This window comes from uncultured Algoriphagus sp. (assembly GCF_963974365.1).
Taxonomy (GTDB): Bacteria; Bacteroidota; Bacteroidia; order Cytophagales; family Cyclobacteriaceae; genus Algoriphagus.
In genome coordinates, this window is the sequence record NZ_CAXBBX010000006.1 from 63,262 (window position 1) to 77,499 (window position 14,238).

Annotated in this window: 13 protein-coding genes; 5 read left to right on the forward strand and 8 right to left on the reverse strand. The window is 40.1% G+C overall.

What is annotated here, in order from left to right:
• Positions 1-65 precede the first annotated feature (65 nt).
• Entirely contained in the window at positions 66-1,841 is a 1,776-nt protein-coding gene (locus tag AACZ87_RS09565) for a sodium:solute symporter family protein (RefSeq protein WP_339866706.1), read from the forward strand.
• On the opposite strand, the gene gldD is transcribed toward AACZ87_RS09565, so the two are convergent.
• Positions 1,838-2,413, reverse strand: a complete 576-nt coding sequence (gene gldD / locus AACZ87_RS09570) for a gliding motility lipoprotein GldD (RefSeq protein WP_339866707.1) — start codon at positions 2,411-2,413, stop codon at positions 1,838-1,840. The two genes, AACZ87_RS09565 and gldD, sit on opposite strands and share 4 nt — an antisense overlap.
• Before the next feature lie 76 nt (positions 2,414-2,489).
• On the opposite strand from gldD, the gene AACZ87_RS09575 reads away from it, so the two are divergent.
• Complete coding sequence (locus tag AACZ87_RS09575) at positions 2,490-3,020, forward strand: DinB family protein (protein ID WP_339866709.1); 531 nt, start codon at positions 2,490-2,492, stop codon at positions 3,018-3,020.
• Between the two features lie 67 nt (positions 3,021-3,087).
• On the opposite strand, the gene AACZ87_RS09580 is transcribed toward AACZ87_RS09575, so the two are convergent.
• From AACZ87_RS09580 to AACZ87_RS09590, 3 genes are all read right to left on the reverse strand, one after another.
• Positions 3,088-3,690, reverse strand: coding sequence for a nitroreductase (locus AACZ87_RS09580; protein ID WP_339866710.1), 603 nt, complete (start codon positions 3,688-3,690; stop codon positions 3,088-3,090).
• A gap of 95 nt (positions 3,691-3,785) precedes the next feature.
• Complete coding sequence (locus tag AACZ87_RS09585; RefSeq protein WP_339866712.1) at positions 3,786-4,502, reverse strand: DNA alkylation repair protein; 717 nt, start codon at positions 4,500-4,502, stop codon at positions 3,786-3,788.
• A gap of 28 nt (positions 4,503-4,530) precedes the next feature.
• Positions 4,531-6,969: a TonB-dependent receptor gene (locus AACZ87_RS09590; protein WP_339866713.1), complete on the reverse strand. Its 2,439-nt coding sequence runs from the start codon at positions 6,967-6,969 to the stop codon at positions 4,531-4,533.
• A gap of 273 nt (positions 6,970-7,242) precedes the next feature.
• Between AACZ87_RS09590 and AACZ87_RS09595 the strand changes: the two genes are divergently transcribed.
• The 3 genes from AACZ87_RS09595 to AACZ87_RS09605 all read left to right on the forward strand — a co-directional run bounded on the left by AACZ87_RS09595 (position 7,243) and on the right by AACZ87_RS09605 (position 10,250).
• Positions 7,243-9,234: a sensor histidine kinase gene (locus tag AACZ87_RS09595; RefSeq protein WP_339866714.1), complete on the forward strand. Its 1,992-nt coding sequence runs from the start codon at positions 7,243-7,245 to the stop codon at positions 9,232-9,234.
• Positions 9,227-9,862: a response regulator transcription factor gene (locus AACZ87_RS09600; protein WP_339866715.1), complete on the forward strand. Its 636-nt coding sequence runs from the start codon at positions 9,227-9,229 to the stop codon at positions 9,860-9,862. Before AACZ87_RS09595 ends, AACZ87_RS09600 begins: the two co-directional genes overlap by 8 nt.
• 112 nt (positions 9,863-9,974) lie before the next feature.
• Positions 9,975-10,250 (forward strand): hypothetical protein, encoded by a 276-nt coding sequence (locus AACZ87_RS09605; RefSeq protein ID WP_339866717.1) that lies wholly within the window; start codon positions 9,975-9,977, stop codon positions 10,248-10,250.
• Between the two features lie 13 nt (positions 10,251-10,263).
• Here AACZ87_RS09605 and AACZ87_RS09610 read toward each other — a convergent pair whose 3' ends face one another.
• From AACZ87_RS09610 to AACZ87_RS09625, 4 genes are all read right to left on the reverse strand, one after another.
• Entirely contained in the window at positions 10,264-11,121 is an 858-nt protein-coding gene (locus tag AACZ87_RS09610; protein WP_339866719.1) for a nucleoside phosphorylase, read from the reverse strand.
• An 8-nt stretch (positions 11,122-11,129) separates the two neighbouring features.
• A complete protein-coding gene (locus AACZ87_RS09615; protein WP_339866721.1) occupies positions 11,130-12,098 on the reverse strand; it encodes a rhodanese-related sulfurtransferase in 969 nt (322 codons plus the stop codon).
• A gap of 70 nt (positions 12,099-12,168) precedes the next feature.
• The gene (locus AACZ87_RS09620) at positions 12,169-12,804 is read right to left on the reverse strand and encodes an acetyltransferase (protein WP_339866723.1); all 636 of its coding nucleotides are present in this window, start codon (positions 12,802-12,804) and stop codon (positions 12,169-12,171) included.
• Positions 12,805-12,859: 55 nt separating this feature from the next.
• Complete coding sequence (locus AACZ87_RS09625; RefSeq protein ID WP_339866725.1) at positions 12,860-14,155, reverse strand: DUF2851 family protein; 1,296 nt, start codon at positions 14,153-14,155, stop codon at positions 12,860-12,862.
• Between the last annotated feature and the right edge of the window lie 83 nt (positions 14,156-14,238).

Consider the following 14,238-nt stretch of genomic DNA (forward strand, 5'->3'; position numbering starts at 1 on the left):
AATTTATCATTTAAGTAGAAAGTTATTTTCGAAAAAATTTAAAGAACTCCTTAATCCAATATACTATGAATGTTACCGCCATAGACTGGTCGATCATTGCCGCGTTCTTTGTCATCTCCCTACTAATAGGACTTTACACTTCAAAAAAAGCCGGTTCCTCTGCCAAGGAATTTTTCCTTTCAGGTAGAAATATGCCTTGGTGGTTACTAGGGGTTTCTATGGTCGCAACGACCTTCTCTGCTGATACCCCAAACTTGGTAACAGACATAGTTCGAAAAAATGGTGTGGCTGGAAACTGGGCTTGGTGGGCTTTCTTACTTACTGGCATGCTGACAGTATTTGTCTATGCCAAACTGTGGAGACGATCTGAAGTGACTACTGACTTAGAGTTTTACGAATTACGCTATTCGGGCAAAGGAGCAGCATTTTTAAGAGCATTCCGAGCGCTTTATCTGGGTGTATTCTTCAATGTGGTCATCATGGCAACCGTATCTCTCGCTGCTATCAAGATTGGCGGGATCATGCTAGGACTGAGTCCAGTGCAAACCCTACTTATAGCATCTGTGGTAACAGTAGTCTACAGTTCTTTGGGTGGATTAAAAGGTGTACTTCTAACTGACTTCTTTCAATTCTTTATTGCGATGATCGGCTCATTTGGAGCGGCATATTTTATCATCGACCTTCCTGAAATCGGAAGTTTAAACAATCTTTTGACGCATGAAAACGTGGTCGGAAAACTTAATTTCCTTCCCGATTTCTCTGACCCAAATGCTTACATTCCATTGTTCATCATGCCTATTGCTATCCAGTGGTGGGCGACTTGGTATCCAGGCGCTGAGCCAGGAGGAGGAGGATACATTGCTCAGCGTATGCTATCCGCTAAAGATGAAAAAAATGCAATCGGCGCTACGTTGTTTTTCAATATCGCTCACTATGCGATGCGCCCTTGGCCATGGATCTTAATAGCCTTGGCATCCTTGGTTATTTTTCCCAACATTTCAGATATACAGACGGCCTTCCCAAATATTCCTGCTGATAAGCTGGGCGATGATTTGGCCTACTCAGCTATGTTGACTTACCTGCCAACTGGTTTGATAGGAATCGTGCTTGCTTCTTTGATCGCAGCAGTGATGTCTACGCTTTCTACACACTTGAATTGGGGATCTTCCTACATCGTGAATGATTTCTACCTACGATTTATGAAGCCAGAGGCTTCAGATAAAGAATTGGTTGCAGTTGGTAGAATTTCTACTATCGTTTTGATGGCACTTTCAGCTGTTCTTGCACTTGCACTTTCTAGTGCCTTAGATGCCTTCAATATTCTATTGCAAATCGGAGCTGGTACTGGTTTGATCTTTATACTAAGATGGTTTTGGTGGAGAATTAATGCCTATACCGAAATCTCCGCAATGGCGATTTCATTCGTAGTTGCAATTTTCTTTGAGGTGATCAATCCAAAAGTAAACTGGATCATGATCCCAGAAAATCAAGCTTACCTAAAGCTGATTTATAGTGTAAGTATTACTACGATTGGCTGGTTGATCGTAACGTTTATTACAGCACCAGAAAAGGATGAAGTACTACTTTCCTTCTATAGAAAAGTAACTCCAGCTGCTTTTGGCTGGAAAAAAGTATTGGATAGATACCCTTCGGAAAAGCAAGTAATCGGTCAACTTCCAAAGGAAATAGGCTTGATGATGATAGGATCAGTGATGATCTATTCAGCCCTTTTCTCTACGGGATTCTTTATTTATGGAAATATGCTGGCTGGAAGCATCGCTGCGGCAATTGCGATTCTCGGCGGAATTATAGTAATCCGATCCTGGAAAAACCTGAACTAATCGACAAACTTTACAGAATTCATCAAATGGACCATGTCCTGTTTGATGAATTCTATTACCGGGGAAAGCGAATCATTTTTCATTGCGGTATTGAAATACAATGCGCCTCTCAGAAAATTTTTGGTAGAATCAGTTACAAAAAACTGAAACTGTGTAGGTACTTCTCCAGTCAGTTCAGCAACCACTGCAGTATATCCTTCGGGAGTTAAAAGAACGGCTTCCTCTATTCCATAAGCTTTCACTTGGTGCTGAGCCGTAAGCTTAAATGCATCATTGGATAGTTGCTTGAAACCGACCTTATCCCCATCGATTCTCTTGTAGGTTAAATGTACTTTTCCTCCAAAATCCTCATAATTCAAATTAGCCCAAGCTTCCTCATCTGGGTTGAATGTGTCTGCTTCCACTTTCGAATAAGTAGAATAGTCAAAATGATAGGGATATCCTTCAGATAGCGTTTCAAATGAATGAGTGGGTAAATCTATGCGATTATAGCCAGGAGGCTTCGGCAAATAAGTCTGATCACAACTAACTATCCCTACAGCTAAAATACAGATCCAAAGGTGTTTTCTCATGGTTTAAAATTAGGCAATGTGTTTGATTTGGTTCGGGAATAATGGAAATTTAACCAAATAACCAATCTCTATACAAATGAAAAAATCACTACAATACCTTACTAGCACCTTGATGGTAGCTATTTTCATGATGGCCTCAGCGGCCGTTTCAGCTCAGACTACCAAAGATGAGTTCATGAGCAAATGGCAAAACAGCAAGCAGTTTACACTAGATGTGCTGGATAAAATGCCTGACTCTGGTATGGATTATAAAACTGACCCAGCCGCCATGTCTTTCAAAGAGCAAATTCATCACATCGGAACTGCTATTGTTGGGATATCACAAGGTTTTTTAAAAGGTGGGGATCCAGGCTTCACTATTGATCTTGCTACGGCATCTAAAGCTGATTTAGCAGCATATGTAGGCAAATGCTATGACTACGGCACTACTACAATGAATGCGCTTTCTGATGCAGATGCGGCTGAGTCCATTGAAGTATTTGGCAACAAGGTAACTAGACGCCAAGTAATGGCTTTGCTGATGGATCATAGCACTCACCATAGAGGATCTGCGATTGCTTACTTAAGGGTACAGGGAGCAGAGCCTCCAGCTTTTGTGGGTTTCTAAAACTAAGTTGATGCATAAAAAAGCGGCCATGATTAGTTTCATGGCCGCTTTTGCTTTTATAAATAGGTTACTCTCTTACCCAAGCTACTTTTTCTTCGAGGGAATCTCGTTTGCCCTCTGGCCAATTATCCGTAGCTGGCTTGGCTACGTAGAAATAGCCCATGAGCGTGTCTTCACCTTCGAGGCCATAATCTTCTCTCGCTTCTTGCCAAAATGTCGGCCCGCCAGTACCCCAATAAGCTGCTAATCCATGAGCCGAAGCAGTCAAATACATATTCTGAACAGCCATAGAAACTGCAGCTATCTCTTCCATCAGTGGAATTCCTGCTGACCTCTTCAAAATTATAGCAATCATGTGTGAAGCTTTCAACGGCTGCTGTTTGAACTTTTCAAAAGTTGCTTCCAAAAATGGCGTACCGTTCTTCTCAGCTCGCATCTTATACATATCGGCTTGGTAATCCGCGAATTTCTTTAGGCCATCACCTGTATACACAATAAATCTCCATGGTTGAGTTAATTTGTGTGTAGGAGCCCAACGCGCATTTTCCAGCAATTCTTCGATGATAGTATCATCTACTGGGTCATTTTCTTTGAACTGTGCCGCAAACATGGATCTACGTCCACGGATTATTTTATTTACTTCTTCGATGTTGAAATCGGGCTTTTGCATGTATTCTTTACTTATTTATGAGTATTCGTATTTCTAAGTGCAAAGAAAGGAAATTGGTTCTGGGTACAGAAAATTTGTTTTGATAAAAGCTTAGGCTAGAGTTCACCTTTTAGGAGTTGCCTTCTCAATTCAGGATCAAACTTTTCAATTGCATAACGCAAAGCTGTTCTTGGCATCGTCTTATAATACTTTCTTAAAAACTCCATTTCGACTTCAAAATCCACATTTCCTATTTCCCGAAGCATCCAGCCAACGGCTTTATGAATCAAGTCATGCTCATGATAGAGGAGCTTCTCAGCCAGTGCCAACGCATCTTCAAAATGCCCTCTCTTGATCCAATAATAACAGCTTATCATTGCTACTCTTTGTTTCCAAAGATGGTCTGAATCAGCTAATTCGTAGAAAAGAGACTTGTCTTTACTTAAATAGTAATGACCTAAAATATGATGGCAAGAGCTGTCCACCAAGTCCCAATTGTTTACATAATCAAGGTTGGCTAAATAAAAATCCACCAACTGTTTCTGCTCGGAAGCTATTTTTAATTTTTGATACCGATATACCAAAATGTAGATAGCCGTCAGTCTAACCTCGTGATATTTATTTTGCAGGAGTACAGCTATTTCCTCAAGACTGATTTCTTTAAAGACCGCCTTAGCCACTTTGCGCTGTTCGGGGACAATCACTCCAAGAAATTGATCTCCTTCGCCGTATCCTCCTGGCATAGATTTGAAAAACCTAGGAAAGAATGCGGCTTTTACGGGATTCGCTTTGTCAGAAAGTGCTGCAATTATTTGCGCCGTTAATTCGCTCATTGATAAAAATAGAAAACCTTATGCTTTTCTAAAAGTCATCGCCACCATCACCGCCTTCTCTGCGGCTTTCATTTTGTCCTGGTTTTTCTTTAAAACCACCGAATCTATAAGTAAAAGCCAAGGTGCCAACTCGAGTTTCCCGCTGAAAAACGCGCTTCTCATCAAATCGTGGGTTGGTGGTAGTGATACGAAAATTTCGGGTATTGAATATATCACTGACATTTACTGAAACCGTCGCTTTACCATCAAAAATATCTTTTCGCAAACCAACATTCAAACTATACTGAGGTTCTATTTGACCTTGAGGTAATACAATCGGACCACGGTAATTTCCTTGAAACTGTACATTAAACCAATTTGGAATCAACCAGTTGGCAAGCAGGTTTAAAGTCCAGCTGATATTCTCATTGCTAAAATCCGATTCAATATTCTCCGCATTGATCTTCGAGTAAAAAAGATTCCCAGTTAATGTCGCGTCTAAATTATTGGAGATCTGAATCTGATTGATCAATTCGAAGCCTGTGCTGGCTCTTGTGTCCGCATTTTCACGACTTTGTATGGCTACATTATCATCGGTCAGGATCGTAATTCTAGTCTCAACATCAGTGCTAAATCTATGATAAACTGTGGCATTTAGAAGGTATCGTTCCCAGCCTTTCATATAGCCCACTTCATAACTATCGGTGAACTCGGGTTGTAGGTAGGGATTACCGATGCTGAAATTGTACTGATCCCTAACTCTATATATGGGAGCCAAATCCCAGATGCTAGGTCTGGATATTCTTCTTGTATAATTCAGGGTAAATTCATTTTCCGGAGCGATGGTGTAAGAGAAAAACGCACTAGGGAACAGGTTGAAATAATCGTTTGGAATACTTTCATTATTCCGCACAGTTTCCCCTAACGTATGGGTGTATTCCCCTCTCAATCCGAGCTGATATCCAAATTTTCCTACCTTGTTTTTGAAGGTAAAATAGCCGGCAAAGACATGCTCATCGAAATCAAAGGTATCAGACAGCGTATCTACAACTACTGGTTCAAAGTCCGTAAACTGATCTCCTTGAGCAAATTCTTGACTCCATTGCCAGTTACCGACAGTAGCTTTCAACCCTGTCTCGATAGACGCTCCATTGAGAAATGGCTTTTCGTAATCGAGTTGGGCAACATACAGATTACTGGTTCTAGGTCGATTATTAATTTGAATAAGTCTCTTAGTTGGGTCTGAATTACCTTCACCATCAAAATATTCCTGATTTGAATAATCCTCCTGCTCACGATTATCATAGGAGTACGAGAGAGATGTATAAAGTTTTTGCCCTAAGCTGTCAATATCCCAACTATAATTGATACCTCCCTCGTAATTTCCTGAGTTACTCCATTCGTTATTTTGTCTCATAAAACTAGAATCAATTGATCCCGTCTGACTTATGTTGAGCTGAGTGACATCAGCATATTCTATTTCGTCATCGAAATTTCCCTGAAAGTATACACCTAGCATTCCTCTTTCCAAGACGTTATAATCAACTCCTGCTCTTATCAAGTGAGTTTTTTCTACTTCATAGCCATCCTGAACTTGTTCAAGACTTGGGGAGAACCCTTCCAAGTAATTATTCCGGCTTCCTTCACCATTTTCGCGCTGACGCCGATCTTGCCAATTATAAGAAGCATAAAAATTGGCTTTCTCCGTCCCATAATTCAAATTGACTCCTGCTTGGTATTTTTCGCGGGTTCCGATGGAAGCATTCAACTGCCCATTGAACCCTGTCTTTTCATTCTTCTTCAACACTATATTAATAATCCCACCTACACCCGTGGCGTCGTAGCGTGAGGAAGGATTGGTGATCAATTCCACCGACATTATACTATTTGCTGGGAATTGAGACAAAATACTTTCTGTATCATCTCCAGAGAGATTAGAGGGACGACCATTGATATAGATGAGAATATTCCCACTCCCTCGCATCGTAATTCCACCTTCATCATCCACTTGAATGGAAGGCAAGGTACTTAGCAATTGTGAAGCAGTTTGACCTTCTGCGACGATGCTGTTTTCCACATTGTAAGTTCTCTTGTCAATGTCTGACTCAAACATTGATGTCACGCCCTCTACTACTACTTCATCAAGATTTTGGGCATCTTCTTCCAGTGTAATCGTCCCCAAATTCACTGAGTTTCTATTTGGCGCAAATGTTACACGTTCATAAAACTCTAAATAACCGATGAATCCCACTCTCAAAATGTAATCTCCAGCCGTGGTAGTAAATTCAAAATTTCCATCCAAATCACTCATGCCACCGGTGAGAAGAGCTGAATCAGTAGGAGAAAGCAAGGCAACATTTGCAAACTCAAGCCCTACTTCACGCTTTCCATCCATCACCTTGCCCCTCAATTTAATCTCTTGAGAGAAGGCATCCAGAGAAGAAACAAGGAAAAGAAAAAAAATAGTTACTGGTGAAATTTTATTCATAGCTGTAGGTTAAAGAGATCAGTGGTTTCGAGCTTACAAAGGTTTATTTTTAAATAATTAATTATCAGGTATTTAGAAATAAACCTATACTAATTAAACCTCTGAATCAGCTAAAGGTTTTTGATTCCCAACAAAACTTGTCCTAAGGAAGAAAGTCTGTATAATATGAGTATTATTAGTTTGAACGGTTACTTTTTCCAATTCAGAGACTAGTGGGATTTTCGAATTAGAAAATTGATTGCCCACAATTTGTTGATTTACCTATCTTTAGCTATGATTCGATTGACTTTAACGCTGGGCTTGTCGCTAGCCTACTTTTTTATACCTGTTAATTCAAATGCTCAGACCGCAGAAGCTAGAACCCAGAGTAAAACTTTAGCTGACCTAACCGCACTTTTCGAAGCAACAGAACCCAGTGATTCACTTGCAGGAGTTTATCTGCTAGAGATGATTAATCTCAGTGAACAAGAAGGTAATTATGAGTTAATGGCTGATTTAGCTATACGCCTAACGCGGCTTCCTTCACCTTCTGTCCAGCTTCCTCAGGTGAAAAAGAAAGTTCTAAAAAGGGCAATTTCTTATGAAGACGACGTAGTCAAATCAGAAGATAAAGGGAATCTTCATCTAAAACTGGCCGGAGCATTTTTTAGTCTCGAACAATTTGATTCCGCTATAGTAGAATACACTGAGGCAATTCATACGTTCACAGAAGAGGATTCCATATTCATTGCAGATTCTCACTTTTTCAGAGGTCAGGCGAGGGACTATAAAGGAGATCTACTTGGTGGTATGCAAGATTATCAAACGGCAAGAGATATCTATGCTAATCTTGGTGACAATGAATATGTAAATTATGTCGATGGAGGAATGGCCATATTATTCAGCAAATTCGCCATATACAACGAAGCCGAAAAAATAAGAAACTCTCTGATCGCCAAGTTTGAAGAAGTGGGCGACACATATTCAGTTGGCATCCAGCTTTATAACCAGTCTGAAGACTTTGGAAAACAAGGGTTGTATGAGAATCAACGTGCATATCTACTTAAGGCTGATTCATTGACCCCTTTTGATCCTCAGGATTTTTATTTTGAAAGTATGATTAAACTTTCACTTAGCAATTATTTTGGGGAGCAAGGAAGTCTTACGAAGCAACAGGACTATTTCGCCTCGGCCCAAAAACTCATTGTCAATTTGCCTGAGTTGACTACCACTAATCCTGTGTACTTAAATGCTAAGGCACTAATGGAATATACGCAGGGGAATTTTGCGCTAGCTAATCAACTTGCTCAGGAGTCACTAGCAGCTGCCAAAGAATCTCGAAATATGGATCACCTGATTAAGGCCTACAGGCTACTAGGTGATACTTACAACAAACTAGGTCAATCCAGCAAAGCATTTGAAATCCGCCAAGAGTTAACTGAGTACACCGATTCTATTTTTGCCTCAAATCAAGCTACTACTTTTTCATACTATCAGACCCTCTACGAAACAGAGAGGAAAGAAAAGGAAATCCTGGCGAAGACTCAGGAAATAGAATCAATTACACAGCGTAATAATGCCAAACTCAGAATTATTGCGATTATTGTCGGCATAATTATCATTGCGGGTGTTTTGATTTTCCTTTGGAAAAACCTTCAGCATGAAAAAAAGAAAAAAGAAATGCAGTCGAGATTTTCTCAGGAGCTACTGAAAAATCAAGAAGCAGAACGTGTCCGAATCTCCAAAGACCTTCACGACGGTCTCGGCCAAAGTTTACTTTTGATAAAGAACAAAGTCGCTTTATCAAAGGACAACACCACCGGAGAACTTTTGGATACAGCAATCAACGACTTACGCTCAATAGCCCGATCCCTTCATCCAATGCAATTAGAAAAACTAGGACTGAGCAAGGCTGCTGAACATTTACTTGACCAAATAGATCGCGAAACAGACATATTTGTTTCTTCGGAAATCGAGGAAATAAGAGGGATGTTGAAAAAAGATGAAGAATTGCAACTCTACAGAATATTGCAAGAATCTATTAATAACGTACTCAAACATTCAGAAGCGAGCGCACTCAGGGTTTTACTCAAAAAAATCAGTAAAGGTGTTGAGTTAAAAATTGAGGATAATGGAAAAGGATTTGACTTTTCTGAGAAGTTCAATGACTTTCAAAGTTTAGGATTGAAAACCCTCAAAGAACGTACGGCATCTATTCAAGGGAGTATGAAAGTCTCAAGTGAAAAAGGGTCAGGTACAAGTTTAAGTTTTATTGTTTATGTCTAGCCAAAAACCAACAATTGTAATCGCGGATGATCATCCGATCTTGCTAAAAGGTCTGAAGGATTTCCTTACAGATCTAGGATTAGATATAGTCGGTATGGCAAATGAAGGGCAAAGCGCAATTGACCAAATAATAGAATTCAAGCCTCAATTAGCAATTTTGGACATGGAAATGCCCAATAAAACAGGGCTTGAGATTGCTGCTGACTGCAGGAAATTGGCTCCAGACACAAAAATTATTTTGCTCACACTACATAAAGAACTTTACCTATACCATCAGGCAAAAGATCTGAATCTCTCTGGGTATATTCTGAAAGAGTTTGCACTGGATGACCTTTCAAGGGCAATTTCTATAGTTTTGGAAGGGGGAAGATTTTTTAGTGAGAAGATTTTTGAAGGAATTAAAGAAAATAAACTGCAATCAGAGGAGAATCCATTAACTCCTTCAGAAGTGAAAATTCTCAGATTGATAGCCGACGGTCTTTCTACCAAAGAAATTGCTAACAAGCTTTTTATCTCCGAGCGAACGGTTGACAAGCATAGAAGTAATGTAATTGTAAAGCTGCAGCTTGAAAAAAAGCACAATTCTTTGCTCATCTGGGCCCAAAAAAATCGGGATATAATAAATTAAACACATTTATTCTGGTGCTTAGGACAAAATATACGTGTTAATACGTATTGAGAAGCGTAGCGTGATTAGGTAGATTTGGAATATAATTTCAAAACAACCAACTTTTTACGAAATGAAAATATCTAGCCACCATGGAGATTTTAAGGTTATCCAAACCATAAAAAATCGAGACGAACTTTTAATACTGGGTTCTTGGAAGGACTTGGTTAGAATTTTTGATAGCGGCAGAACTTTTCTTGTAAATAGAAATGAATCACTTTTTGGCATTTATCTCTGCAAACAAGAATGTGCCGAATTTATGAACAAAATAATTCAGGATATTGATTACCATGAATGGGAGGACTTTAAAATAGACAAGCCTATTCTCAACAATCAATTCCAAGCGTAAAGGGTGATTTTTTTCAACAATAAACTTCTAGGGCTGCGCGGATCATACGATCCACGGTTTTTTCAGCTTCTTTATCAAACTCGCCGGTTGGCCGATTTGCCACTATAGCATTTAAGCTTAGCATTCGGTGATTTAATAGCTGCCCCATAGCATAGTAGCCAGCAGTCTCCATTTCGAAATTGGTCATCTTCAATCCATCTACTTTCAGATCGGCCAGTCGTTCTATCATATTTTCCATCTTTGGCTTAAGCCTAATTTCCCTGCCCTGTGGAGCATAAAACCCAGGTGCAGTAAGTGTGACACCACGGTAAAAATTAGATGGTAATTTATCTAGAAGCTCTTTAGAGGCAGCTGCCTGGTATGGCAAAAAATTAAGATCAAGCGTTTCTTTTACTAAAAATGCCCAATCCTGATTTCCTTCAAGTTTTGGGTAAAATTGCATCAACGTATCCACTCCTACAGCTATTTCAGATGCCAGCAAACTTCCAACCGGTAACCCTGCCTGCATGCTTCCAGAGGTACCTAAGCGGATAATTTCGAGACTGGTCTCCGTTGGCTTTACAGTATGTGTTTTGAGATCTACATTGACTAAAGAATCCAATTCAGTCATCAGAATCTCGACATTGTCAGTCCCCATACCCGTGCTCATCACAGTCACTCTTTTACCATTCACTCTCCCGGTATGCGTCACAAATTCACGCTTACTCCCTTTGAAATCAACCTGATCAAAGTATTTGGACACAAGTGAAACCCGGTCGGGATCACCAACTGTAAAAACAAGAGAAGCCAGGTTCTCTGGCTTCAAATGCAAATGATAAATGCTTCCATCAGCATTTAATATCAATTCGGATTCTGGAATTTGTCTGCTCACACTACAAGTTAAGCATTTGATTTTTCTTTGCCTTTACGGACAAGCCCTTTATATGGATTGTAACCATTGGTATTTTTTTGGTAATACCCAGTACCGTCATAGGCTCTTTTTTCCGGGTTTTCTTTGCATTCTCTAGAACAAGCGCCTTCCATTTCCCAGCCACATTCTTCACACATCGGGACGTGTGCATTGCAAGTCTGATTGGCACAGTTTACCATTCGATCCGAAGGTGTGCCGCACACGTGGCATTTAGACACAACTTTAGGATTTACCTTATTCACATCTACAGCTATTCTATTGTCAAACACGTAGCATTTGCCTTCAAAATCTTCGCCTCCAGCTTCCATGCCGTATTTGATGATCCCTCCATGAAGTTGGTACACATCTTCAAAACCCTGCTCTAAAAGAAAAGCAGAAGCTTTTTCGCATTTGATTCCTCCGGTGCAATAGGTCAATACTTTCTTGTTTTTCAGATGCTCCAGTTCTTTCACTTTCTCAGGGAAATCACGGAAGTTATCAATATCAAGGGTCAAGGCATTTTTAAAGCGTCCAAGCTCATGTTCGTAATTAGAACGTACATCCAAGATTACCACATCTTCCTGATCCTTTAGTTTCTTGAATTCCTCCGGATCAAGATGCTTGCCTGTTCTCACATTAGGATCCAGATGTCTTAGTGCACTATGGACAATCTCAGGCTTGTAGCGCACATGAATTTTGGTAAATGCATGGGTATTATGAGAATCTATTTTGAACTCAGTTTTTGCGAAACGCGGATCAGCATGGATATAAGCCATGTATTTCTCACAGTCTTCTTCCAAGCCGGAAACTGTACCGTTCAACCCTTCATCAGAGATAATGATGCGGCCCCGAATGTTGTTTTCAATACAAAATAGGTGATGCTGCTCGCGGTATTCTTCAGAATTTTCAATCTTTGCGTAGCAGTAATAAAGGAGAATTTGATAGTTTTTGTTTTCCATAACTGTAGCCCTGTTGCGGCAGGGTGTTTAGGGATTTATAATTTGAAATTTAAAATTAGAAATTTCTAATTTATTTAACTTTTGCTGCTGGGTTGCCAAAAACAGTTTCGTTCGAGCCTACGGTAGCAATCACTACTGATCCAGCGCCTACTCGGGCATTTTTACCAATCGTAACTCCAGACACAATAGTAGCTCCTGAGCCAATGAAAGCTCCTTCTTCTATGATCACATCTGAATTGATCACAGACCCAGCACCAACTTGGACAAAGTCTCCCAATTTAGCTTTATGCTCAATCACAGCCGCGGAATTGATAATACAGTGGCTTCCAATTTCAACCCCCGCTCCGATATTTACATTGGCATTGATAAAATTACCATGTCCAATGATAGCGTCTGTAGAAATATAAGAACGCTGATGGATCGCATTCACAGGCTGCACCTTGCGACGATCATTCAACAATTCCACTAAGAATTTACGGTATTTAGGATTTTCTTCGGCTACAAATGCTTCTGTCTTCTGACCGATTAACTTTAAGAAACCGTCATCCTCAGGATTGCCAAGAACTGAAACCGTATTGATCTCTGCTCCGTGGATTTTTTCGTCCTCATCCAAAAATCCATACACAACTACATTGTTACTGTTGAAAATCTCAAGTGCTGGATGTGCGATGCCTTTAGCACCAAAAATTATAACTGGTTTTTCCATAGTTTTCTGTAATTCAGGCTGCAAAAATACAGGAATTCACTGGCTTACCCAAAAATCATTTGGATTCTGATTTGATCAGCACTTGGGCAATTTTGCATTGTAAGCATTTCTTAGGCTGGCAATAATTCTTGTACTGCCCTATCATTCCCTGGGAATCAAAGGAATTCTGGGCCGGCCAGCCATGCGATTGAAATCTTCGAATGATATGATTATTCTCAGCAGAAACCTCCTGTAAGAGATCGAAACAGCGCTCTTTCCAGTCTGGCTCTTCGAAATATCGTCCATAAGCAAACCATAGAGGAATTACATAATTGATCACCAAAAGCTCCAAAGCTGTAGATGAAATCCCCGAGCTTGTCTGTCTTTCTGAAGGCTTGCCAAAACTGTAATGATACTGCCAGTATTCGCTTGGCTTCACTTTCAGCAGTTTCTTAAACCCTGCAAAATCATGAGAATCCTGCATCACGGATTGCAGTAAGTTTGGAGCCTTGGATAAAACCACCGCAAGCTGTGCAATTCTGATCGTCGGGAAATTACTAGGTCTAACTCCCATAAAGGTCCAATGCTGTCGTTTCATAGGAGATTCCCATCCATACTTTTTCCTGAAAAATCCATACTCCCGAATCAAATACTGTGCGTACGGTTCTTCAGATTCCTCTGGTAATAGTCCAGCTTGACCTATCAAAATCGCTTCTAATACAGGCAATTGATCCCGATGTTTTTGGAGAATTTTATAAGGAACCAAGCTAGCTAATTCACCCATTGCCTGACTATTTGCTTTGAAACCAAAGCAAATAAACAACCAGAGATAAGCCGTCTCCTCCCAATCACCCGTGGTGGATTTTAGAATATCCAAAATCAAGGTTGACTTTTCCTGAAGCCGTTCGACCAACGCCTTTTCCAAGGCAGAAAAACGAACAATTTCAGGCGCATCCTTTAGTCCATGAGCGCAGGGCAAATCAGATTTATAGTCAAGCATTCGCTCATAATTCCGCCAGATATCCAAAAATATCAACCCCTTCAGTTCCAACGTGGGCATGGGCGTACCGTCATTGCGTAGAACCTTCTGGTCATCCTCCCACACCACATGAAGTACCACGGAATTATAAGCGGGATTCCCACCGTGAGCATGCTGCTTCCATTCGCTTGCCAAACGATGCACCTCCACATGTCCGTGAAATATCACGTTTTCAATAACTACAACAGAATCTCGGAAGTCCGGTCCTTCGCTTTGATTGTGAAATCCAACTTGGATTATTTTCAAGTCATCGCCAGCTGTAGTATGTAGTTTCGCCTTTTCGAAGTATTGGTATTTCCAGACAAGCTGTAAAAAGTCTTCTTTGAATTTCATAAAAATAGAGGTTAAAAATCAACTTAATTTAACCAAAAACTAAAAAACAAAAAAGTCAGGAAACCCTGACTTTCAAAATATTA